The sequence below is a fragment of the Pseudomonas sp. NUPR-002 genome, assembly GCF_056322725.1.
In genome coordinates, this window is the sequence record NZ_CM150476.1 from 6,237,313 (window position 1) to 6,258,889 (window position 21,577).

22 protein-coding genes are annotated in these 21,577 nt (G+C 60.0%); 8 read left to right on the plus strand and 14 right to left on the minus strand.

Translation table 11 applies throughout. The features are described 5' to 3' along the window. Positions 1 to 20: 20 nt before the first annotated feature. The gene (locus tag ACVWSC_RS28785; RefSeq protein ID WP_442110972.1) at positions 21 to 878 is read left to right on the plus strand and encodes a TIM44-like domain-containing protein; all 858 of its coding nucleotides are present in this window, start codon (positions 21 to 23) and stop codon (positions 876 to 878) included. A 111-nt stretch (positions 879 to 989) separates the two neighbouring features. Next, positions 990 to 1,397, plus strand: coding sequence for an SMI1/KNR4 family protein (locus tag ACVWSC_RS28790; RefSeq protein ID WP_038616029.1), 408 nt, complete (start codon positions 990 to 992; stop codon positions 1,395 to 1,397). 146 nt (positions 1,398 to 1,543) lie between these two features. Here the strand turns inward: ACVWSC_RS28790 and ACVWSC_RS28795 are convergent, their stop codons facing one another. Next, a complete protein-coding gene (locus tag ACVWSC_RS28795) occupies positions 1,544 to 3,304 on the minus strand; it encodes a cation:proton antiporter (RefSeq protein WP_442110974.1) in 1,761 nt (586 codons plus the stop codon). A gap of 324 nt (positions 3,305 to 3,628) precedes the next feature. Between ACVWSC_RS28795 and ACVWSC_RS28800 the strand changes: the two genes are divergently transcribed. After that, a complete protein-coding gene (locus ACVWSC_RS28800; RefSeq protein WP_442110976.1) occupies positions 3,629 to 4,114 on the plus strand; it encodes an acyl-CoA thioesterase in 486 nt (161 codons plus the stop codon). Here the strand turns inward: ACVWSC_RS28800 and pdxY are convergent. Then, complete coding sequence (gene pdxY / locus ACVWSC_RS28805) at positions 4,111 to 4,983, minus strand: pyridoxal kinase PdxY (RefSeq protein WP_442110978.1); 873 nt, start codon at positions 4,981 to 4,983, stop codon at positions 4,111 to 4,113. The genes ACVWSC_RS28800 and pdxY overlap by 4 nt on opposite strands. Before the next feature lie 117 nt (positions 4,984 to 5,100). On the opposite strand from pdxY, the gene ACVWSC_RS28810 reads away from it, so the two are divergent. Then, positions 5,101 to 5,493, plus strand: coding sequence for a DUF3301 domain-containing protein (locus ACVWSC_RS28810; RefSeq protein ID WP_442110980.1), 393 nt, complete (start codon positions 5,101 to 5,103; stop codon positions 5,491 to 5,493). On the opposite strand, the gene ACVWSC_RS28815 is transcribed toward ACVWSC_RS28810, so the two are convergent. After that, on the minus strand, positions 5,490 to 6,461 hold the full coding sequence (locus ACVWSC_RS28815) for a CobW family GTP-binding protein (RefSeq protein WP_442110982.1): 972 nt from the start codon (positions 6,459 to 6,461) through the stop codon (positions 5,490 to 5,492). The two genes, ACVWSC_RS28810 and ACVWSC_RS28815, sit on opposite strands and share 4 nt — an antisense overlap. A 69-nt stretch (positions 6,462 to 6,530) precedes the next feature. Further along, positions 6,531 to 7,739, minus strand: a complete 1,209-nt coding sequence (gene zigA, locus ACVWSC_RS28820; protein WP_442110984.1) for a zinc metallochaperone GTPase ZigA — start codon at positions 7,737 to 7,739, stop codon at positions 6,531 to 6,533. A 128-nt stretch (positions 7,740 to 7,867) separates the two neighbouring features. On the opposite strand from zigA, the gene ACVWSC_RS28825 reads away from it, so the two are divergent. Then, positions 7,868 to 8,254: a glutamine synthetase gene (locus ACVWSC_RS28825; RefSeq protein ID WP_442110986.1), complete on the plus strand. Its 387-nt coding sequence runs from the start codon at positions 7,868 to 7,870 to the stop codon at positions 8,252 to 8,254. A 30-nt stretch (positions 8,255 to 8,284) separates the two neighbouring features. After that, positions 8,285 to 9,172: a GTP cyclohydrolase FolE2 gene (gene folE2 / locus ACVWSC_RS28830; protein WP_442110988.1), complete on the plus strand. Its 888-nt coding sequence runs from the start codon at positions 8,285 to 8,287 to the stop codon at positions 9,170 to 9,172. Positions 9,173 to 9,185: 13 nt separating this feature from the next. Here the strand turns inward: folE2 and ACVWSC_RS28835 are convergent, their stop codons facing one another. Continuing rightward, entirely contained in the window at positions 9,186 to 9,713 is a 528-nt protein-coding gene (locus ACVWSC_RS28835) for a DUF3617 domain-containing protein (protein WP_442110990.1), read from the minus strand. A 127-nt stretch (positions 9,714 to 9,840) separates the two neighbouring features. Between ACVWSC_RS28835 and cls the strand changes: the two genes are divergently transcribed. Next, on the plus strand, positions 9,841 to 11,280 hold the full coding sequence (gene cls / locus ACVWSC_RS28840) for a cardiolipin synthase (protein ID WP_442110992.1): 1,440 nt from the start codon (positions 9,841 to 9,843) through the stop codon (positions 11,278 to 11,280). A 6-nt stretch (positions 11,281 to 11,286) separates the two neighbouring features. Here the strand turns inward: cls and cfaB are convergent, their stop codons facing one another. Continuing rightward, complete coding sequence (cfaB, locus tag ACVWSC_RS28845) at positions 11,287 to 12,471, minus strand: C17 cyclopropane fatty acid synthase CfaB (protein WP_442110994.1); 1,185 nt, start codon at positions 12,469 to 12,471, stop codon at positions 11,287 to 11,289. Between the two features lie 210 nt (positions 12,472 to 12,681). On the opposite strand from cfaB, the gene lpdA reads away from it, so the two are divergent. Continuing rightward, positions 12,682 to 14,082, plus strand: a complete 1,401-nt coding sequence (gene lpdA, locus ACVWSC_RS28850) for a dihydrolipoyl dehydrogenase (protein ID WP_442110995.1) — start codon at positions 12,682 to 12,684, stop codon at positions 14,080 to 14,082. Between the two features lie 2 nt (positions 14,083 to 14,084). On the opposite strand, the gene ACVWSC_RS28855 is transcribed toward lpdA, so the two are convergent. The 8 genes from ACVWSC_RS28855 to benA all read right to left on the minus strand — a co-directional run bounded on the left by ACVWSC_RS28855 (position 14,085) and on the right by benA (position 21,518). After that, the gene (locus tag ACVWSC_RS28855) at positions 14,085 to 15,290 is read right to left on the minus strand and encodes a benzoate/H(+) symporter BenE family transporter (RefSeq protein ID WP_442110997.1); all 1,206 of its coding nucleotides are present in this window, start codon (positions 15,288 to 15,290) and stop codon (positions 14,085 to 14,087) included. A 107-nt stretch (positions 15,291 to 15,397) separates the two neighbouring features. Continuing rightward, the gene (catA, locus tag ACVWSC_RS28860; RefSeq protein ID WP_442110999.1) at positions 15,398 to 16,330 is read right to left on the minus strand and encodes a catechol 1,2-dioxygenase; all 933 of its coding nucleotides are present in this window, start codon (positions 16,328 to 16,330) and stop codon (positions 15,398 to 15,400) included. A gap of 38 nt (positions 16,331 to 16,368) precedes the next feature. Further along, a complete protein-coding gene (catC, locus tag ACVWSC_RS28865) occupies positions 16,369 to 16,659 on the minus strand; it encodes a muconolactone Delta-isomerase (RefSeq protein ID WP_133213657.1) in 291 nt (96 codons plus the stop codon). Positions 16,660 to 16,670: 11 nt separating this feature from the next. Continuing rightward, entirely contained in the window at positions 16,671 to 17,792 is a 1,122-nt protein-coding gene (locus ACVWSC_RS28870) for a muconate cycloisomerase family protein (RefSeq protein WP_442111001.1), read from the minus strand. 19 nt (positions 17,793 to 17,811) lie between these two features. After that, positions 17,812 to 18,573 carry a 1,6-dihydroxycyclohexa-2,4-diene-1-carboxylate dehydrogenase gene (locus ACVWSC_RS28875; protein ID WP_442111003.1) on the minus strand — a complete coding sequence of 254 codons (762 nt, stop codon included), beginning with the start codon at positions 18,571 to 18,573 and terminating at the stop codon, positions 17,812 to 17,814. A gap of 65 nt (positions 18,574 to 18,638) precedes the next feature. Then, positions 18,639 to 19,649 carry a benzoate 1,2-dioxygenase electron transfer component BenC gene (gene benC / locus ACVWSC_RS28880; RefSeq protein ID WP_442111005.1) on the minus strand — a complete coding sequence of 337 codons (1,011 nt, stop codon included), beginning with the start codon at positions 19,647 to 19,649 and terminating at the stop codon, positions 18,639 to 18,641. Positions 19,650 to 19,674: 25 nt separating this feature from the next. Further along, on the minus strand, positions 19,675 to 20,163 hold the full coding sequence (gene benB, locus ACVWSC_RS28885) for a benzoate 1,2-dioxygenase small subunit (RefSeq protein ID WP_038616069.1): 489 nt from the start codon (positions 20,161 to 20,163) through the stop codon (positions 19,675 to 19,677). Next, complete coding sequence (benA, locus tag ACVWSC_RS28890; RefSeq protein WP_442111007.1) at positions 20,160 to 21,518, minus strand: benzoate 1,2-dioxygenase large subunit; 1,359 nt, start codon at positions 21,516 to 21,518, stop codon at positions 20,160 to 20,162. Before benA ends, benB begins: the two co-directional genes overlap by 4 nt. Positions 21,519 to 21,577 lie beyond the last annotated feature (59 nt).

Sequence of the window (21,577 nt, forward strand, 5' to 3'; positions counted from 1 at the left end):
CAAAACGGGAATACCCTTCTATGCAACGTTTTCTCAGCATCGCCCTGGCGCTGTGCATCGGTCTGACGATGAGCCTCGACGCCAGTGCCGCTAAACGCATGGGCGGCGGCAAAAGCTCGGGCGCCGCGCCAATCCACCAGACTCGCCAGGCTACCCCCGCCACTCCGGCTGCCTCGCCAACCGCTCCAGGTCGCGCACCTGCAGCCGCCAGCGGCGCTTCGAAATGGCTCGGCCCTCTGGCCGGTATCGCCGCCGGTGGCCTGCTGGCCTCGATGTTCATGGGCGATGGCTTCGATGGCATGCAGATCTTCGACATCCTGATCATGGCGCTGATCGCCTTCCTGGTGTTCCGCTTCATCGCCGCCCGTCGCCGCAAGCAGCAGCCACAAATGGCCGCCGCCGGCCACGCGCCGTTCCAGCGTGAAGCACACCAGCCTGCTGCCCAGCCGTCGATCTTCGGTGGTTCCGCTGCACCTGCTGCTGCCGCTCGTCCGGTGATCAACGCTCCAGCCTGGTTCAACGAACAGAACTTCCTGGCCGCTGCCCGTAACCACTTCCAGACGCTGCAGCAGCACTGGGACGCCAACGAAATGGACAAGATCGCTGAATTCGTCACCCCGCAGATGCTGCAATTCCTCAAGCAGGAGCGTGCTGATCTGGGTGATGGCTTCCAGTCCACCTACATCGACAACCTGGACGTGCAACTTGAAGGCGTCGATGACCGCGCCGACAAGACCATCGCCACCCTGACCTTCAGCGGTGTATCGAAGACCTCGCGCTTCGACCAGGGCGAAGTGTTCAGCGAAAGCTGGAACATGGAACGCGCCCAGGGCGAAAACCAGCCTTGGCTGGTCGCCGGGATCCGCCAGAACGGCTGATCTTAAGGCATTGCACAAAAAACCCCGGGCTCGTCCCGGGGTTTTGCTTTTAGCGCAGCAGGCTACTAGGGTATAACGCGCAGCGTGTCGTAAAGGTTAGAGGATAGAACCGTGGAAGAAGTCATCGAACAGCTCCGAGAAGCCAACGAGCCGGTGCCCGTGCCGCTTGAGTTACCGGACGAAGACCAACTGGTCGAAATCGAAGAAGAGTTGTTCATCAACATTCCATTCGTCTTCAAGGAGTTCTTGCTGACGGTCAGCGACGTGGTCTATGGCAGCCTGGAGCCGGTCACCGTCACCGATCCGCAGTCGCACACTTACCTGCCAGAGGTCGCGGCAAACGCCTGGGATGCGGGTGTGCCACGCGACCTGATCCCGATTTGCCAGGATGGCGACGATTACTACTGCGTCGAAGAAGACGGCACCGTTGTGCTGTGGTCTGGCGAGGAAGAAATCGTCACCGAGGAAAGCTGGGAATCGGTCTGGCACTGGGCCCGAGATGTCTGGCTGGAAAGCTGAATGAGAAATATCCGCACAAATTAATGGCTCTTAGCCATTAATGTTCGTAAAATCGCCATGCCTTCCTGTGCGTGGCGATTTCGCTACCGCTCCATCCCCTCGGACATACGAATCGTCCCGCGCGGGAAGCGTCTTTAATCACTGCGTCAGCGGTGATGCTCCTGATGATTATCCAGCGTCTCCAACAGCGCGATCTGCATGCGCGTATGCACGCGGATGAACCAGCGCCACAGCACTGCAACCACTCCCGCCGCCACCACTACGATCAAGATCAGCAACTCATTGGTGGGCAGAATGCTCGCCGACAATGCCGACAGCAGCAGAAAAATCACCAGCAGCGACAATAGCGGAATCACCTCGGCGATCACCCGACGCACTCGCTGGGTATGACGACCGGCCATTTCCGGTTTGACGCCCATCTCTGCCAGCAACATCGACAGCGCTTTGAGCTTGCGGTACGCGGCAATCAGGAACGGCAGCGAAAGCAGCAACGCAGCGCCCCAGATCAATGCTTTCTGCTGGCCGACATCGCTGACCCACTCGCCCAGGTATTCACCAATACGCACCGCGAAATAGCCGCCACTGAAGAAGATCGCCACCACCAACGCCAGGTTCACCCCCACTTGCAGCAAAATGCGCCGGATCATCGACGCCAGTAGCGCCCCCTCCCCGTGTGGCTGAATGCTGCGCAACCACTCGCCATACAACGACAGCACCCGTGCCAAACGCCGTGGCACCACCTTGGCAAGCTTGAGCGACAAGGGGTCGGCGCCACGAATCAGGTAAGGCGTGAGCAGCGTGGTAATCGCCGAAACAGCCACCGCAACCGGATAGAGGAAGTCGCTGGTTACCTGCAGGGTCATGCCCAAGGCGGCGATGATGAACGAGAACTCGCCGATTTGAGACAGCCCCATGCCTACGCGCAACGAGGTGCGCCCGTCGTTGCCGGCGATGAATGCCCCCATGCCGCAGGACAGCATCTTGCCCAACACCACTGCCACGGTGATGACCACAATTGGCCAGGCGTATTCGACCAGCACCATAGGGTCGATCATCATGCCAATGGCGACAAAGAAGATAGCGCTGAACAGGTCGCGAACCGGCTCGATCAAGCGTTCAATTTTCAGCAGCTGGCGGGATTCGGCCATGATCGCACCGATCAGGAACGCGCCGAGCACCATGCTGTATTCGAGTTTGACCACCAGCAAGCAAAAGCCGAAGCACAGGCCCAGTACCGTGATCAGCAGCATTTCGTTGCTTTCGAAACGTGCCACATAGGCCAGCAACCGCGGCACCAGCAAAATGCCAATGACCAGCGCCACGATCATGAACAACGACAGCTTGCCGACCGTGGAGAACACCTCACCGGAACTCACCGAACCACTGACGGCTATTCCGGAGAGCAAGGCGATGATGCCGATGCCTAGGATATCCTCGACGATCAGCACACCAAAGATCAGCTGGGCAAAGCGTTCGTTCTTCATCTTCAAGTCATTGAGCGCCTTGACGATGATGGTGGTCGAGGAAATCGCCAGAATCGCACCGAGGAACAACGAGTCCATGGTGCTCCATCCAAACCAGCGGCCGATCTCGAAGCCGATCCAGATCATCAGCACGATTTCCAGGAACGCCGCGATAAACGCAGTCGCCCCGACCTTGAACAACTTGCGCAGGCTGAACTCCAGGCCCAGGCAGAACATCAGAAAGATCACCCCTAGCTCGGCAAGGGTCTTGATGGTGACTTCGTCGTGAATCAGGCCAAACGGCGGGGTGTGTGGGCCGATGATGAAGCCGGCGACGATGTAGCCGAGCACGACCGGTTGCTTGAAGCGATGAAAAAGAATAGTGACCACACCCGCAACCAGCATGATCACTGCCAAGTCCTGGATAAAGCTGATGGCATGCACGGCGTGGTACTCCTTACCTTAAGACCAAGGACAAACCGCTACTTAAGCCCCGGAATTGACGGGTTGAGTTGCGGCTACATAGTGCTTTTAATGTAGAGATCCCCACCTTGCATGGGCTTCTTCAGGTTAACACTGCCGCCTGAGGTGAAAAGCCGATGCAATAAGTGGAAACAGATCGACCAGATCAACGCCGTAAATGGCACAAACAGCGTGACGGCAAGGCCGCTGTCAGCGTCCCGTCTTTAGATGGGAATCGTAATAGGGGAAAGAAGCGTGAAAACCAGTCGCCACCCCGCCTCAGCGCAACCTCACCGTGAGCACACTATGGAACCTGGAAACGCCCAGCTGTCGATGACCGTCCTGATGACTCCGGACATGGCCAACTTTTCTGGCAATGTTCATGGCGGCACGCTGCTTAAATACCTGGATGAAGTCGCCTACGCTTGCGCCAGCCGCTATGCCGGGCGCTATGTAGTCACCCTGTCGGTAGACCAGGTGGTCTTTCGCGAGCCGGTGCATGTCGGTGAGCTGGTGACCTTCCTGGCCTCGGTCAACTACACCGGCAACACCTCGATGGAAGTTGGTATCAAGGTGGTCACCGAAAACATTCGCGAACGTTCGGTACGCCACAGCAACAGCTGCTTTTTCACCATGGTGGCCGTCGATGACGACCGTAAGCCAGTGGCAGTACCGCCGCGCCAGCCCGAAACCAGCGAAGAAAAGCGCCGTTTCCTGCAAGGTAAACAGCGCCGGTTGATCCGCCAGGAGCTGGAGAAGCGCTACCAGGAGCTCAAAGGCGACACGCTTTAATCGTTCAGACGGCGCGCCTCAAAGCGCACCCGTGGATGCACGATGCGGTCCTGGGCCCGCACCAGTTCAAGTTCGTAACTGGCGCAGGCCTGGGTCTCAAGCAACACCTCATGCACTGCGGCGGCGGCAAACTCGAACGCGGCCAGGCAGCTATCACCCAGCAGCAGGCGCGCCAGGAACAGCCCTGAGGTGAGGTCACCGACACCCACGGGCTGACGCGGGAAGGCCAGCAAAGGCCGGCGCAGATGCCAGCTGCCCTCTGCCGTTACCAGCAGCATTTCAAAGTCCTCTGCGCCACGTCCCGGGTAGGCCAGGTGTTTGACCAGCACCGCTTTCGGTCCCCGTTCCAGCAGGCTACGCGCCATCAACACACAATCTTCCAGAGACTGCGGTCGACGGTCACAGAAGGTATCCAGTTCCAACTGGTTCGGGCACAGCACATCAGCAACGGCAACCGCCTCTTCAAGCAGAAAGGTGCTGACTTCGGCCGGTACGATGCAGCCCTTTTCCGGGTGCCCCATCACCGGATCGCACAGGTACAGGGCCTTGGGATTGGCGGCCTTGATTCGCGCCACACCACTGAGAATCGCGCGGCCCTGTTCGGCGCTGCCCAGGTAACCCGACAACACCGCGTCGCAGTTACCCAGTTCGCCGATCGCCGCAATGCCCTCGACCAGCGCAGGAATTTGCGCTGGAGCAAGCACTTCTCCCGTCCACTGGCCATACTGAGTGTGATTGGAGAATTGCACGGTGTTCAACGCCCAGACATTCACCCCCACCCTCTGCATCGGAAACACTGCCGCGCCATTACCGGCATGGCCAAAAACGACGTGAGACTGGATGGCGAGCAGATGCGGTGTACGTTTCATGCAAGGCTTCCAAAGCAAAGGAATGAATAACAAGGACGCAGTATGGCGCTAAAAGCCTCCTGTACGACAGACCGGGGAGGCAGTTAAGCTGGGCATACTTTGTTGGAGCATTTGCAAATGTTGACCCTGGGTAATCTCTCCGTGCTGATGCTGCTGGCCACGGCTGGCGCCTGGCTGTGGCATAACCATGGCTTGCGCGAAAAGGCCCTGGAGCGGGTCAAACAGCACTGTGCAAAACTCGATCTGGAATTGCTCGATGGCAACGTCGCGCTCAAGCGTATCGGCTTTGTCCGAGACGCCCAAGGCCGCAAGCGTCTGGCGCGTGTGTATAACTTCGAATTTACCGTCACCGGGGAGCAGCGCCACCCCGGCACCGTCACCCAGTTCGGTGCCCACAGCATGCAGATCGAGCTGGCGCCCTACCCGTTCGAGATTAAAACTGTTCAACATGCCGACAATGTCGTCGAAATGAATCAGTGGCGTCAGGACCATAACCGCTGGCGCAACTAGAGTCGGCACGCCTGCATGGCGTGATTCAGCTGCGCGCGGTCCTGGGCGGCGCTAAATATCAGTTCGATACGCGAATCACGGCGCCATGCGCTGGGCTGCCAGTGAAGACTTTCCTGCCCTTCCACTGCGTTGATCGACTGCCAACCGTGCGGGCTGTGGATAACTAATTTGGCCCGACGCCAGTCGAACGCACGCAAAAACTGCTCGATGCGTGACGGTTCGAACATCTGCTGTGGATGCCAACGCCAACCGATACTCCACCCATCTGCAGCCTCTTGAACACTGCAGAGGGGTTCGTGAGGATTTATCCACAGGGCCGCGGCAGGCCCGGAATCGTTGGGCAAAGACAGCTTATCCACAGCGCCGTCGAGCTCATGCTGTTGTTCCAGCACTGGCAATTTCGATAGCGGTAATTGCCCTTGCTCGGTCCAGAACTGCGGTTGCGCAGGCAGTTGTGAACTTATCCACAGACGCTGGTGCTCATCCAGTCCCTGGGACTTGTTCAGCACCAGCAAGCCCGCACTGGCCAACGCCTGCTGCTGCGCCTCAGGCAGCGCGACACGCCCTGCCAGTTGCTGGGCATCCAGCACCATGACCGCGGGCTGCACATTCAACACACCACGCCAAGGCGGCTGCCGAAGTTGATCCAGCAATTGCTGTGGATGCCCCAGGCCTGAAGGTTCGATAAACAACCGATGGGGTTTGGCTTTGCGCAGCAAACGGCCCAGCCCGACCTGAAAAGGCGCGCCGTTGACGCAACACAGGCAGCCACCCGCCACCTCCCCCATGGCAATGCCCTGGTCATCGGTGCTGAGCAGCGCCGCATCCAGACCAATCTGGCCAAATTCGTTGATGAGTACCGCCCAACGTTCATTGGCTGGCCGTTGCGCCAGCAACTGACGGATCAGGCTGGTCTTGCCAGCCCCTAAAGGGCCAGCAATGACGTGGGTGGGGATGTTCTGCAGCATAAGACGGTAGGCGCTCGGAATTTTCCTCACTATGCCTTGATATCAGGTCGTGCCGTCAAGGCTTGAACATCAAGCCGCTTCCTCGTCGTACCAAGGGCCGAACGGATCAGGCAACTGGCGCCAGCGTTCGACGCCTTCGGCCATTTCGGCATCACTGAGCAAGCAAGCGTCCAGTTCAGCCGTGAGCCGGTTGAAGTCGATGTTCTGACCAATGAACACCAGTTCCTGACGGCAGTCACCGCATTCGGCCGTCCAGTGCTTCAGGATTGCCGCCGTGCTGACTTCATCTTGCGGCCAATGCTCGCGTGGAACAAAGCGCCACCAGCCGCCAGCAAAGCCATAACGCATCATGCCGCCAGCCTGCGACCAGCTCCCCGCATCCTGATACTTGCTGGCCAGCCAGAAGAAGCCTTTGGAGCGCAGCAGCCGGCCGTTGTCCCAAGGCCCGTTGATAAAGTCGAAAAAACGCTGTGGATGCAGCGGCCGACGCGCTTGCCAGGTGCTGGCAGCGATGCCGTACTCCTCGGTCTCCGGTACATGCTCACCCCGCAGTTCCTGCAACCAGCCTGGTGCCTGGGCCGCACGCTCGAAATCAAATAAGCCGGTGTTGAGGATCGCTGCCAACGGCACCTGGCCCATGACCATCGGCACAATCTGCGCAGTGGCATTGAGGCTGCGCAAAATGGCACTGAGCTCATCGCGCTCATGGCTGCTGATCAGGTCGATCTTGCTGAGCAGAATCACATCGGCAAACTCCACTTGTTCAATCAGCAGGTCACTGATGGAACGTTCGTCACCTTCACCGAGGGTCTCACCATGGCTGGCCAGGCTCTGCGCTGCCTGATAATCGCGCAGGAAATTCAAGCCGTCGACCACCGTGACCATGGTATCCAGTCGCGCCTGGTCGGCCAGGCTGCGGCCCTGTTCATCGCGGAAGGTGAAAGTCTCGGCAACCGGCAACGGTTCGGAAATGCCGGTGGATTCGATCAACAGGTAATCGAAACGCCCCTCCTGAGCCAAGCGGCTCACTTCTTCCAGCAGGTCTTCACGCAGGGTGCAGCAGATGCAGCCGTTGCTCATTTCCACCAGCTTCTCTTCAGCGCGATTGAGGCTGACGTTGCGCTGCACCTCGCTGGCGTCGATGTTGATTTCGCTCATGTCATTGACGATCACCGCGACGCGCAGATTCTCGCGGTTGCGCAGCACATGGTTGAGCAAGGTGCTTTTGCCGGCACCCAGAAAGCCGGAAAGCACGGTGACAGGAAGGCGGTTGGGCATGGTCAGATCCTCATCAGGGCGGGTGCATTCGAATGATGCATTGCGAAATGTTATATTATAACAATACAATCTCGCCAAGCTGCTTAACCTGACTGCTACCGAAAAGGCCTCTGAAAGGACGCTAAGCAATGAAGATGCTGTGCTTGTTTGCCCTTGCAGGATTGCTGCTGAGCCTGCCCGTTTGCGCGCAAGCCGTGCCGCTAAGCAAGGGCTTGGCGTTGTGTACGCGTAGCGCCACTTTGCTGGCCTGCGCTGATGCGCAAGGCAACTACTACAGCGTGCGCACCGATGGCAGCACAACCTACCTGCGCGGTTACGAAGCGCAAGGAAAGCGGCTGTGGGCACAAACCAACAGCCGCTATGGGCAGCTGACGTTCTACACCGGATTGGCCAGCGACGGTGAAACCTGGGTGGGCTATAGCCGCAAAGTCGGCTGGACCACACTCAATCGAGTATCTAGCTCCAGCGGTCAGCGCTTCAACGTGCGCTGCAATCGCCTGAGCGGCTGCCAGTAATTGCTCTTTCCTGCCCATGACGAGTTGCCCATGACTGCCTTCACGCTTCCCGATATTGCCGCGCAAGCCAATCGTTCATCACTGCCCCTGGACTGGGTCGGCATGTGCAACATCGCTTTGCCGGTGTTGCTCGATGGCCGCACGCTGCGCGCAACTGCCGACGCAGGTGTCAGCCTCGACGATGGCAGCGCACGCGGTATCCACATGTCGCGCCTGTACCTGGCGCTGGAGACATTCGAACAGCAGCCTCTGACGCCTCAGTTGCTACACCAGGTATTGCTGAACTTTCTTGAGAGCCACACGGGTTTATCGGCGGCCGCTTATTTGGATTTGCGCTTCGACTACATGATCAAGCGCCCGGCATTGATCAGCCCATTAAGCGGATGGAAGGCCTATCCGATCACCCTGTCTGCGCAGTTGAAAGATGAAATGTTCCACGTGGAACTAAAAGTGAATGTGGATTACTCCTCCACCTGCCCTTGCTCGGCGGCTTTGGCCAGGCAGTTGATTCAGCAGCAATTTATCTCCGACTTCGGCAATCGCGCCCTCAGCCATGAGTCGATTCTCAGCTGGCTGGGTAGTGCCGAAGGTGTGGTAGCGACGCCGCACAGCCAACGCAGCGTGGCGCAATTACAACTACGACTGAAGCAGGGAACCCGTGAACTGCCGCTGACTGCTCTGATCGATCACGCGGAGGCGGCTCTGGGTACCGCGGTGCAGACGGCGGTGAAGCGTGCAGACGAACAGGCCTTTGCCTTGGCCAACGGCCAGAACCTGATGTTCTGTGAGGATGCCGCCCGACGCCTGCACCTGGCGTTGCAGCGCCTGCCTTGGGCAAGCGGATTTAGCCTGCGCGTGGAACATGCAGAAAGCCTGCATGCCCACGACGCTGTCGCGCACAGCCAGTGGCGCTGGTAAGGCTCAACGCATTTCAGGTGCGTGGTTTGACCGTGCCACAGTCACTGCCCAACCACACCGCGCGGGTGTTCATGCTGCCCTGCTGCTGAACCCCGGAAGCATTGAAGGTGCCACTGACCTGGGTGAGAAACTCGCGGTCACTGACAAAAGTAGCCTGCCCGGCACCCTGGGCTTTCGGGCAACTGAAGGTGAACTTCCAGACATTACCGCTGCGCTCGGTAATCTTCTGGGTGCAGCCCGACTTCGGATCTTGCAGCGGAATGTCGTTGGTCTTGACCTGCTCCGGGGTCAAGCACGAGCGCACACCTTCGCCGGCGACGTTGATGCCCTGCTTGGCCAGACCCCCTTCGATCATCGCCCGTTGTTCAGGCGGCAAGTTCTTCAACTGGCCAAGCATGAAGCCCATGTCTGGTAGTGCCTTGCCATCGACCTGCATGTTGCTGGTGGTCAGCTCCCATAACCCTGGTTGCAACATTTGCGCATGCACCATCGGGCTCGACACACCCAGGACCAATGCCAGCATCGGCAGACGACTTTTCATGTAATGACTCCTCGAAACTCCAGCCCCAAGCTGGAACACAGCTTAGACGTCAATTTGCCCTTTCGGTTGCAAGTTGAGTGTGGAACATGCTCTGTTAGAGGCAGTGCCTTTGGACAGCAGGATGTGTATGGATTACCACAGCCCCTACTTCTTCGGTTACCTCATCGGTGCCCTGCACTTGCTCGGTGGCATTGCCGCCATGCATGCGGTGCTCACCGTACGCACGGCCCAGGGCGCAATCGCCTGGGCCTTATCGCTGCTGTTTATCCCCTACTTCACCTTGATCCCGTATCTGATCTTCGGCAGCCGCACCTTCGACGCCTACATCCAGGCGAGGCGCCAGGCCAACCGGGAAATGCACGTGGCGATGGCCGACCTGAACTGGCGACCCTGGGTCGATGAAGCGTTGGCCGCGCGAAACTCCGAGTCTTATGCGGCGTTGCGAGCCATGCCCAAGCTGGGCCGCATGCCGTGTCTGGCGAACAACCAGGTGCGCTTGCTGATCGACGGCAAGGCGACGTTCGACGCCATCTTTGCCGCGATTCAACAAGCCCGTGACACCGTGCTGGTGCAGTTTTTCATCATCCATGACGACACGCTTGGTCGCGCCCTACAGGCCCTGCTGCTGAAAAAAGCCGCCGAAGGGGTCAAGGTCTATGTGCTGTATGACCGCGTCGGCAGTCATGCACTACCTGCCAGCTACAGCCAGACGCTGCGCGACGGCGGTGTGAACGTCCGCGCCTTCGCCACCCGAAGAGGCTGGTTCAACCGCTTTCAGGTCAACTTCCGCAATCACCGCAAAATCGTCGTGGTCGATGGCCTGCAGGGTTTTCTTGGTGGGCATAACGTGGGTGACGAGTACTTGGGGGAAAAGCCCAAGCTCTCACCCTGGCGTGACACTCACATCCAGGTCAGCGGCCCGGTGCTGGCCTGCCTGCAGGAGTCATTCGCCGAAGACTGGTTCTGGGCTGCACGCGCACTGCCCCCGCTGATCCTGCCCGACACTTACCCTGAAGACGGCGTGCTCTGCCAAGTGCTGGCCAGCGGTCCGGCCGACTCACAGGAAACCTGTTCGCTGTTTTTCGTCGAGGCCATCCATTCGGCGCGCGAGCGGCTGTGGATCACCAGCCCCTACTTCATCCCTGATGAAGCTGTATTCGCCGCCTTGCGTCTGGCCGTGCTGCGCGGGGTGGATGTACGCATCCTGCTCCCTTCGCGGGCCGACCACCGCATCGTCTATGCCGCTTCCAGCCTGTATGCCTTCGAGGCGGTGCGCGCTGGGGTGAGGATGTTCCGCTATGGTCCGGGCTTCCTGCACCAGAAGGTCGTCCTCATCGATAACGAGGTCAGCGCCATCGGCAGTGCCAACCTGGACAACCGCTCCTTCCGTCTCAACTTCGAAGTGATGCTGCTGACGGTGGACCGCCAGTTTGCCGATCAGGTCGAAGCCATGCTCAGGCACGACTTCGACCTGGCCCGTGAGATCACGCCTGAAGACAGCCAGGACACCCATCGCATTCAACACCTGGGAATGCGTATCGCACGCTTGATCTCGCCGATTCTCTAACAGCCGTCAGCGGTACAAGTCCTCACGTGTCAGCGGCAAATCATGGTGCCCATCGGCAAAGGGTTTGACCGCAAGAATCTGGTGCAGGTTGATCCAGCCCTTGGCGAAGGCATAGGAGCAACCGGCCAGGTACAGGCGCCAGATACGCAGCGCTTTCTCCGGCACCAGTGTCGAGGCCAACTGCAGCTGGTTTTCCAGGCGATCACTCCAGTGCTTGAGCGTGCGTGCATAGTGCAGGCGCAGGCTCTCGACATCGACAATCTCAAGACCGCTATGACTGATGCTGGCAGCGATCATCGACAGGTGTGGCAGCTCGCCATGCGGAAATACGTAGCGGCCAATGAAGTTACCAGCGCCCCGCCCTACCGGACGCCCATCCACATGCTTGGCAGTGATGCCGTGGTTCATCACCAGGCCACCTTCGCGCACTGCCCCGAACAGGCGCTGGCAGTACAGCGCCAGGTTGGCATGACCCACATGCTCGAACATGCCGACACTCACCACCTTGTCGAAGCGACCATCCTGGGGAATATCGCGGTAGTCGAGAATCTGCAGGTCCACCTGTTTCTGCAGACCTTCGGCCTTTACCCGCTCCCGCCCCAGTTTGAGCTGTTCCTTGCTCAGGGTGATGCCGAACACCTTGGCGCCGAACTCGCGAGCCGCGAAGCGCGATAGCCCGCCCCAACCACAGCCCACATCAAGCAGGTAGTCGCCCTTCTGCAGGCGTAACTTGCGGCACAGGTGCTCGAACTTGTTCTGCTGTGCTTGCTCAAGGGTGTCCTGCTCAGTTTTGAAGTAGGCACAGGAGTAGACCATGTCGCGGTCCAGCCACAGCTGATAGAAGTCGTTGGACAAGTCGTAGTGATAGGAAATTGCCGCTGCATCCGTCGCCTTGTCGTGTTCGCGGCGCTGCGGCTGGTCTTCGGTTTCATGCTTGAGCAAGGCTTCACTGAGCTCATCGCAAATCCGGATCACTTCACTGATCGTGCCCTCCAACTCAAGCTTGCCCTCAACGAAAGCAGCGCCCAGTTCATCCAGGCTGGGATGGGTCAGTTGGGTGAGCAACTGCGGATCTTTGACCAGAATAGTGACCTGAGGCTTGGGCCCCAAATCGAACTCATGGCCATCCCACAGGCGCAGACGCAGTGGCAATCGCAGGCTTTGCAGAACAGGTGGAAGTTGCGCAAGCATGAATTGAACCTCCCTTTCTTCATCGGACGTCACCGCCAAAGGGTAGTTCATCTATTGGAAGTTTCAGCCTGACGTGACCATAGTCTGAGCCTGCCGCCCGCATTCCAGACCCTCGCAAGGCAAAAGGGCTGTGCGATAAATTGTATACAATCCATCGTCTTGCAGACTAATCTTGGCGCCATTGCCGATTCTTCATCCTGGAGTACAACAATGAAAACCTATGATGTGGTGATCATCGGCGGCGGCCCAGGTGGCTATAACGCCGCCATCCGCGCCGGGCAGCTGGGTATGAGCGTGGCCTGCGTGGAAGGCCGTTCGACCCTGGGCGGCACCTGTCTGAACGTGGGCTGCATGCCATCCAAGGCGCTGCTGCATGCTTCGGAACTGTACGAAGCCGCCGTTGGCAGCGAGTTCGCCAACCTGGGGATTGAGGTCAAGCCAACCCTGAACCTCGCCCAGATGATGAAACAGAAAGACGAGAGCGTGACCGGCCTGACCAAGGGCATCGAGTTTCTGTTCCGCAAGAGCAAGGTCGACTGGATCAAAGGCTGGGGTCAATTGGCCGGGCCGGGGCGGGTCAACGTCAAGGCCGAAGACGGCAGTGTCACCGAGCTGCAGGCCAAAGATATCGTCATTGCCACCGGCTCCGAGCCTACGCCGCTGCCAGGGGTGACCATCGATAACCAACGTATCATCGACTCCACCGGCGCTCTGTCGCTGCCGTCCGTGCCAAAGCATCTGGTGGTGATCGGCGCCGGGGTGATCGGCCTGGAACTGGGCTCGGTGTGGCGCCGTCTGGGTAGCCAGGTCACGGTGATCGAGTACCTCGACCGCATCTGCCCAGGCACCGATGAAGAAACCGCAAAAACCCTGCAACGGTCACTGGCCAAGCAAGGCATCAGCTTCAAGCTGGGCAGCAAGGTCACCCAGGCGACTTCGACAGCGGATGCAGTGAACTTGAGCCTTGAGCCGGCCGCCGGTGGCGCCAGCGAATCGCTGCAGGCGGACTATGTGTTGGTTGCCATCGGCCGTCGCCCTTACACCAAAGGCTTGGGGCTGGAAACCGTCGGCCTCGACACCGACAAACGCGGCATGCTCAGCAACCAGCACCACCGCACTGCAGTGCCGGGGATCTGGGTCATTGGCGATGTCACCTCCGGCCCGATGCTTGCGCACAAGGCCGAAGATGAGGCGGTTGCCTGCATCGAGCGAATTGCCGGCAAGGCCCATGAGGTCAACTACAACCTCATTCCCGGGGTGATCTACACCCGTCCGGAACTGGCCAGCGTCGGTAAGACCGAAGAGCAACTCAAGGCCGAAGGCCGCGCCTACAAAGTGGGCAAGTTCCCCTTCACCGCCAACAGCCGCGCCAAGATCAACCACGAGACCGAAGGCTTTGCCAAAGTGCTGGCCGACGCCAACACCGACGAAGTGCTCGGCGTGCACCTGGTCGGTCCTAGCGTCAGCGAGATGATCGGTGAGTTCTGCGTGGCCATGGAGTTCTCGGCCTCGGCCGAAGACATCGCCCTCACCTGCCATCCACACCCGACGCGCTCCGAAGCCTTGCGCCAGGCTGCGATGAACGTCGAAGGCATGGCCATGCAGATCTGACCTCAGTCAGCCTGCAAACTTGCCTTGCTCACCTGTGGCGCGGGTCGCCGCAGGTGCAGCAACAGGTGGGCGAACAAACCGAAGATCAGGCCCCAGAACGCGGCCGACAGTCCCAGGAATGACATCCCCGAAGCGGTCACCAGAAAGGTGATCAACGCCGCTTCACGATCACTCGGCACACTCATCGCGCCTGCCAGCGCCCCACCAATCGCCCCGAACAACGCCAGCCCCGCCAGCGCGGCAATCAACGCCGCCGGAAACGCCGTAAACAGCGACACCAGCGTTGCGCCAAATACCCCCAGCAACAAATACAGCACACCGCCGCACACACCTGCCCAGTAGCGTTTGCCGGGATCGTCATGAGATTCACGACCGGTGCAGATCGCCGCGGTGATGGCCGCCAGGTTCAAGCCGTGACATCCGAACGGCGCCAGCAGCAGGCTGGTGAACGCGTTGCTGGCAATGATCGGGCTTGCCGGGGTTTGATAACCATCGTTGCGCAGTACCGCGATGCCCGGCACGAACTGCCCGGTCAGCGCCACCATCACCAACGGCAGGCTGATGCTCAACAAGGCGTTCCAGGTGAACACTGGAGTGGTCCACACGGGAGTGGCAAAACCCACCACCAGCGCCGAGCTGTTCATTGCACCGCTGAACACCGCAATGCTGACGCCGCACACCAGCACGGCCAACACCGCGTAGCGCGGCGCAACGCGCTTGAACACTAGGTAGGTGACGAACATCGCCAGCACCAACAGCGGTTGCGATTTGAGCGAGGTAAACAAGCCGGTGCCGAAGCTGAACAGAATGCCGGCGAGCATCGCTGCAGAAATAGCCGGTGGCAGCTTGCCGACAATCCGGTCGAAAGCGCCAGACACGCCCACCAGCAGGATCACCAGGTTGGCAACGATGTACGCCCCAACCGCTTCGGCAAAGGCGATGTCCGGCAACAGCGCCACCAGCAAGGCCGAACCCGGCGCCGACCAGGCAATCACCAGCGGCACTTTGTAGCGCAGGCTGAGCACCACGCCCAGCACACCGCTGCCGATGGAAATGGCCCAGACCCACGATGACAGTTCCGCTGCCGACAGCTGAGCGCTGTGCGCGGCCTGGAAGATGATCACCAAAGGGCCTGCGTAGGAAATCAGGGTGGCGATGAAGCCGGCAACCAAGGCAGAGAGGGAGAAGTCCTGGAGTATTGTTTTCATTGGATCGTCCAGTTGTTTGCTTCTAGAAAGCATCGCGGGGCAAGCCCGCTCCCACCGTGTCGTCACCGTGGGAGCGGGCTTGCCCCGCGATCAATTCAACCTGTTACTCAGGCGTCCTGCAACGCCCGCGGCCGCTTGCTGCGCTGCTCACTGGCAGGCTTGGGCGCGCTGAGCAGTTGGAAGTCGAAGTCCATCTCAGCAAAGCGCCCTTGCACACCACGGGCATCGGCCGCTGCTGCGTCTTCGACAAAACGCAGCTCGCCAATCAGACCATCACGGGTGGCGTAGGCGAAGTCGTCCCACAGGTATTGGTCACCGGCCAGGTTGATCTGGGTGGTCAGGTGACGATAGCCCGGCGCCGAGATGAAGAAGTGGATATGCGCTGGGCGATTGCCGTGACGACCCAGTTGGTCGAGCAGCTCCTGAGTCGGGCCATCGGCCGGGCAGCCGTAGCCGGACGGCACGATGCTGCGGGCACGGTAGCGACCCTCGGCGTCGGTGACGATACGACGACGCAGGTTGTAGTCCGATTGGGTGCTGTCGAAATACGAGTAAGTGCCTTGGGTGTTGGCATGCCACAGATCCACCACGGCACCTGCTACGGGCTGACCCTGCTCATCCAGCACACGGCCCTGCAGGAACATCACGGTACCTGCGTCGAGGCCGTCGTCCATGCGCACTTCGCCTTCAGCCATCGGGGCACCGGCAACATACAGCGGCCCTTCGATGGTTCGCGGCGTACCACCGCTGATGCCAGCTTCGGCGTCCTGGGCATCGAGTTGCAGGTCCAGGTAGTGCTCGACGCCCAGGCCGGCCACCAGCAGGCCGGCTTCCTGGCGCGAGCCCAGACGGTTGAGGTAATCCACCGCCTTCCAGAATTCATCAGGGGTGACTTGCAGGTCTTCGATGATGCGCGCCACATCGTTAACGATACGGTTGGTCACCAGCTTCATGCGCGGGCTACCCAGGTCGTTGTTCAGGCCACTGACTTCTTCGAAGAATTTCTGGACATCGGCAGTGTGGGCAATCTTCACGGTCATGATAAGTACCTCGAATTGTTGTTATCTGCGGTTCGCGTTCAACGGTCGTCGCTGTGGATCGATGACGGGTGACGGCACAGGCCATCGATTTCGATGTCCATGTAGGGGAACAGCGGCAGCTGCATCAGGGTGTCGTGCAGCGCTTCGACGCTCGGCAGGTCGAAGACGCTGTAGTTGGCGTAGTGCCCGGCAATGCGCCACAGGTGGCGCCAGCTGCCTTCGCGTTGCAGACGCTGGGCCAGTTCCTTCTCGTCGGCCTTGAGCTGCGCAGCTTTGGCCGGGTCCATGTCCAGGGGCAGGTTCACGGTCATTTTCACGTGGAACAACATGGCATCTCTCCTTACTTGCGGCTGAAGAACGCCAGGCGCTCTTCGTCCAGGGTCAGGCCCAGGCCTGGGGTACGGGGTACGTGCAGGGCGAAGTCGCGATAGACCGGCGCTTCGTTGACGATCTCTTCGGTCAGCAGCAAGGGGCCGAACAGCTCGGTGTGCCAGGTCAGTGTGTTCAGGGTGACAAAGGCGTGAGCCGAGGCCAGCGTGCCGATCGAGCCTTCGAGCATGGTGCCGCCGTACAGCGCGATGCCTGCGGCCTCGGCAATCTGTGCGGTACGCAACACGGCACGCGGGCCGCCGTTCTTGGCAATCTTCAGGGCGAAGATGCTGGCGGCGCCGTCGGCGGCCAGGCTGAAAGCGTCTTCGACACTTTCGATCGACTCATCGGCCATGATCGGCGCCGGGCTGCGCTGGTTCAGGCGTACTTGACCGGCGCGGTTGATGCGCGAAATCGGCTGCTCGACCAGGTCGATACCGTGGTCGCCCAACACCTGGCAGGCGCGGATCGCCTGAGATTCGTCCCAGTACTGGTTAACGTCGACGCGCACACTGGCGCGGTCGCCCAGCGCACGTTTGATCGCGATGACATGGTTGAGGTCATGGGCAACTTCGTTGGAGCCGATCTTCAGTTTGAAGATGCGGTGGCGGCGCAGGTCGAGCATCTGCTCGGCCTCGGCGATGTCACGCGCGGTGTCGCCGCTGGCCAGGGTCCAGGCCACTTCCAGACTGTCACGGACACGGCCGCCCAGCAGCTCACTGACGGCCAGGCCCTGACGTTTGCCTTGCGCATCGAGCAAGGCGCTTTCGATGCCGGAACGGGCAAAGGTATTGCCCTTGATCACCTTGTCCAGGCGCTGCATCGCGGCGTTGATGTTGCTGGCGTCCTGGCCAATCAGCAGCGGTGCAAAGTAGCTGTCGATGTTCTGCTTGATGCTTTCCGGGCTTTCGTTGCCATAGGCCAGACCACCAATGGTGGTGGACTCGCCAATACCTTCGATGCCATCAGAGCACTGCAGACGGATGATCACCAAGGTCTGCTTCTGCATGGTATGCATCGCCAGCTTGTGCGGGCGAATGGTGGGCAAATCAACGATCAGCGTCGAGATGCGTTCAATCAGGGGATGACTCATCGAGATCTCCAGGGGGCGTTCAGCCGAGGTCGCCGCCGCCGACTGGCAACACCGTGCCAGTGATGTAGGAAGCCTCGTCAGAGGCCAGGAACAGAATCGCGCCAACCTGTTCATCGAGGTTGCCGTAGCGCTTCATCAGGCTGCTATCGAGGGTCTGGTCGACGATTTGCTGGTACCAGACTTTCTCGTCGCTGCTCTGCTCAGCACTGTTGCGCGGTACCCGCCGTGGTGGCGCTTCGGTGCCACCGGGTGCGGTGGCGTTGACCCGCACGCCGCGCCCTGCGGTTTCGAACGCCAGGCAAGCGGTCAGTGCATTCACGCCGCCCTTGGCCGCGCCATAGGGCACGCGGTTGACGCTGCGCGTGGCGATGGAGGAAACGTTGACGATGGCGCCGCTGCCCTGCTCCAGCATGTAGGGCAACGCCGCATGGCAGCACCACAGGGTGGGGAACAACGAGCGACGTACTTCGGCTTCGATCTGCGCCGCTTCGTAATGCTCGAACGGCTTCGCCCAGATGGTGCCGCCAACGTTGTTGACCAGCACATCGAGACGACCAAAGTGCTCCACGGCTGCCGCCATCACCTGGCTGCAGTCGCTGTGTTGCTCTAGGTCTGCGGTGAGGGTCAGTACACCGTCGCGTTGCAGCTCGTGCACCAGCTCTGAGCGGTCAACGGCCACCAGCGTCGCGCCTTCTTCGAGCAAGCGCTCGCACAAGCGGCGACCGATGCCCTGGGCAGCGCCGGTGACCAGCACGACCTTGTTATCGAATCTGTTGTTCATGACAACCTCGAATAAAAAAGGGACCGACCGTACCCGCACGATGCGCCCGGTCCCATAAAGCGGGTTCAGGCAGCGGCGGCAGCGAATTTTTCGTAGTAGAAATTCGCCGGGGTGATGCCTTGTTCGCGGATGTACTGGCTGACCGCTTCAACCATCGGCGGCGGGCCGCACAGGTACACATCGACATCGCCTTCGTTGAGGTGGCGCGGCTCGATGTGCTGGGTGACATAACCCTTGAGCGGATGCTGGCTCTCCGGGTTGGCCACGCAGGCGCTGAAGCTGAAGTTGGGGATGCTCGCGGCCAGGGCTTGCAGGCGGTCCAGTTCAACCAGGTCGAAGTCGTTGGTCACGCCGTAGATCAGGTGCAGTGGATGCTCGCTGCCCTCTTCGGCGATTTTTTCCAACATGGCGGTGAACGGCGCGAGTCCGGTACCACCGGCCAGCAGCAGCAAGGGGCGACGGATTTCACGCAGGTAAAAACTGCCCAGCGGGCCGGCCAGGGTCATGCTGTCGCCCGCTTTGGCCAGGCCAGTAAGGAAGCTGCTCATCAGCCCGCCCGGTACGTTGCGAATCAGGAAGCTGACCTCGCCATCCTTCTGCAGCGAGCTGAAGGAATAGGCACGGGTCTGCTCGCTGCCGGGTACGCCGAGGTTGACGTACTGCCCTGGCAGGAAGGCCAGGCGGCTCAGCGCTTCACCTTTGATCGACAAGGCAATGGTGCTGTCGGACAGCTGACGAACTTCGCTGATGCTGGCCTGGTAGCTGGACTGCTCGGTTTTGCACACCTGCGATGAAGCCGGCACACGCACCACGCAATCGCTTTCAGCGCGCATCTGGCAGGTCAGTACATAACCCTGAGCGGCTTCGTCCTCGCTCAAGGCATCTTCGATGTATTCCTGGCCCATGTCGTAACGACCGGCCTCGGCAAAGCACTTGCAGGTACCGCAGGCGCCATCACGGCAGTCCAGTGGGATGTTGATGCCCTGACGGTAGGCGGCATCGGCCACGGTTTCGTCAGCAGTGGCGTCAATGAAACGGGTAACCCCGTCCTCGAAATTCAAGGCGATCTTGTGCATGGCGCACCTCGCAGAAAAGCTGGATTCAGATGTGGTAAACGTCGATGACCTGACGCACGTAGTCGTTCTTGAGCACGACCTTCTTGGCCTTGATCAGCGGCCGCTCGCCGCGCACATCAAGGGTGTAGAAGCTGGTGCCGAAGTGACTGTCCACTGTCTTGTAGCGAAAGCTCAGGGTGTGCCAGTTGAAGCGCACCTTGCAGACGCCATCGTTCTGTTCCAGCAGTTCGATGTTGCTGATGTTGTGCGAAGTCCGGGTGTCGGGCATGGTCGCACTGGAGCGTTCGGTCTTGATCCGGAACACCCGGTCTTCCAGGCCGCCACGGTTGCCGTACCAGATCAGCGAGATTTCCCGTTGTGGGTCTTCGGTGAGCTGGTCGTTGTCGTCCCAGGCCGGCATCCAGAAGGTGGCGTCGGCGGCGTAGCACTCCAGCCAGTTGTCCCACTGGCTGTCGTCCAGGTAACGCGCTTCTTCGTAGAGGAAGTCGCGAACTTGCTCGAAGGAAATGCTCATTGCACGGCCTCCACTGGGATCAGCTGCTGTTCGGCTTCGAGGGCCTTGAGCATGGTTTCCTGCCAGTACTTGTGTTGCAGCACGAACAGGCCTTCGTCTTCGGTGCGCACGCCGCTCATTTGCGGATGCAGGTCGATTTCCTGGGCCGCGGCATCGGCGCCATCTACCCAGTGCGTGGCACCACGGGACATGTCGTTCCAACCACGCCCGCCCTGGTAGCCCATCTGGCAGGAGCGGAACTCTTCCAGGTCGTCCGGCGTGGCCATGCCACTGACGTTAAAGAAGTCTTCGTACTGACGGATACGCTGGGCCCGCGCCTCGGCGCTCTCGCCTTTGGGGGCGATGCAGTAAATGGTGATCTCGGTCTTGTCCACGGCAATCGGGCGGGCAATCCGGATCTGCGAGCTGAACTGGTCCATCAGGTACACGTTCGGGTACAGGCACAGGTTGCGCGAGTTCTCGATCATCCAGTTGGCGCGCGCCTGGCCGAAGTCGGCCGCCAGCTCATCGCGGCGCTCGAACAGCGGACGGTCTTCAGGGTTGGCCCAACGGGTCCAGAGCAGCAGGTGACCTTTGTCGAACGAGTAGAAACCACCACCGCTCTTGGCCCAGCCGCCAGCACTCATGGTTTTCACTTCGCTACCGGCTTCGCGCTGCTTGCGCTGGTTCTGGGTAGCGGCGTAGTTCCAGTGCACGGCGCTTACGTGGTAGCCGTCGGCGCCGTTTTCGGCGGTCAGTTTCCAGTTGCCTTCGTAGATGTACGACGAAGAACCGCGCAGTACTTCCAGACCTTCAGGCGACTGATCGACGATCATGTCGATGATTTTCGCCGACTCGCCAAGGTGCTCAACCAGTGGCACGACGTCTGGGTTCAGGCTGCCGAACAGGAAGCCACGGTACGACTCAAAGCGCGCGACCTTGGTCAGGTCGTGGGAGCCTTCACAGTTGAAGCTCGACGGATAACCGGCATCGACCGGATCCTTGACCTTGAGCAGCTTGCCGGAGTTGTTGAAGGTCCAGCCGTGGAACGGGCAGGTATACGACGAGCGATTACCGCTCTTGTGTCGGCAGAGCATCGCACCGCGGTGACTGCAGGCATTGAGGAAAGCATTGAGCACCCCCTCCTTGTTGCGCGCGATAAAAATCGGCTGGCGCCCCATGGTGGTGGTGAGGAAGTCGTTCTTTTCAGGAATCTGGCTTTCGTGGGCAAGGTACAGCCAGTTGCCCTCGAAGATGTGTTTCATTTCAAGATCGAACAGACGGGGGTCGGTGAACATCTCACGCTTGCAGCGAAAGACGCCCTTCTCCTGATCTTCTTCAAGCAGGGCATTAATGTAATCGAATCCCAGGGACATGGCCGGGGCCTCCGTTGTTATTGTGGTCAGGCCATGTCAGGTTAGGGAGCGAGGGGCAC

Excerpts from the sequence above, each read along its gene's own strand:
- ACVWSC_RS28825 (WP_442110986.1), top strand. The coding sequence starts at position 7,868 with ATGAAGATGCTGTGCTTGTTTGCCCTTGCAGGATTGCTGCTGAGCCTG.
- benB (WP_038616069.1), bottom strand. The coding sequence starts at position 20,163 with ATGAGCATTTCCTTCGAGCAAGTTCGCGACTTCCTCTACGAAGAAGCG.
- cfaB (WP_442110994.1), bottom strand. The coding sequence starts at position 12,471 with ATGCTTGCGCAACTTCCACCTGTTCTGCAAAGCCTGCGATTGCCACTG.
- ACVWSC_RS28815 (WP_442110982.1), bottom strand. The coding sequence starts at position 6,461 with ATGCTGCAGAACATCCCCACCCACGTCATTGCTGGCCCTTTAGGGGCT.
- benC (WP_442111005.1), bottom strand. The coding sequence starts at position 19,649 with ATGCACAAGATCGCCTTGAATTTCGAGGACGGGGTTACCCGTTTCATT.
- ACVWSC_RS28855 (WP_442110997.1), bottom strand. The coding sequence starts at position 15,290 with ATGAAAACAATACTCCAGGACTTCTCCCTCTCTGCCTTGGTTGCCGGC.
- ACVWSC_RS28870 (WP_442111001.1), bottom strand. The coding sequence starts at position 17,792 with ATGAGTCATCCCCTGATTGAACGCATCTCGACGCTGATCGTTGATTTG.
- ACVWSC_RS28800 (WP_442110976.1), top strand. The coding sequence starts at position 3,629 with ATGGAACCTGGAAACGCCCAGCTGTCGATGACCGTCCTGATGACTCCG.
- ACVWSC_RS28835 (WP_442110990.1), bottom strand. The coding sequence starts at position 9,713 with ATGAAAAGTCGTCTGCCGATGCTGGCATTGGTCCTGGGTGTGTCGAGC.
- pdxY (WP_442110978.1), bottom strand. The coding sequence starts at position 4,983 with ATGAAACGTACACCGCATCTGCTCGCCATCCAGTCTCACGTCGTTTTT.
- catA (WP_442110999.1), bottom strand. The coding sequence starts at position 16,330 with ATGACCGTGAAGATTGCCCACACTGCCGATGTCCAGAAATTCTTCGAA.
- ACVWSC_RS28785 (WP_442110972.1), top strand. The coding sequence starts at position 21 with ATGCAACGTTTTCTCAGCATCGCCCTGGCGCTGTGCATCGGTCTGACG.
- catC (WP_133213657.1), bottom strand. The coding sequence starts at position 16,659 with ATGTTGTTCCACGTGAAAATGACCGTGAACCTGCCCCTGGACATGGAC.
- benA (WP_442111007.1), bottom strand. The coding sequence starts at position 21,518 with ATGTCCCTGGGATTCGATTACATTAATGCCCTGCTTGAAGAAGATCAG.
- zigA (WP_442110984.1), bottom strand. The coding sequence starts at position 7,739 with ATGCCCAACCGCCTTCCTGTCACCGTGCTTTCCGGCTTTCTGGGTGCC.
- folE2 (WP_442110988.1), top strand. The coding sequence starts at position 8,285 with ATGACTGCCTTCACGCTTCCCGATATTGCCGCGCAAGCCAATCGTTCA.
- ACVWSC_RS28810 (WP_442110980.1), top strand. The coding sequence starts at position 5,101 with ATGTTGACCCTGGGTAATCTCTCCGTGCTGATGCTGCTGGCCACGGCT.
- ACVWSC_RS28875 (WP_442111003.1), bottom strand. The coding sequence starts at position 18,573 with ATGAACAACAGATTCGATAACAAGGTCGTGCTGGTCACCGGCGCTGCC.
- lpdA (WP_442110995.1), top strand. The coding sequence starts at position 12,682 with ATGAAAACCTATGATGTGGTGATCATCGGCGGCGGCCCAGGTGGCTAT.
- cls (WP_442110992.1), top strand. The coding sequence starts at position 9,841 with ATGGATTACCACAGCCCCTACTTCTTCGGTTACCTCATCGGTGCCCTG.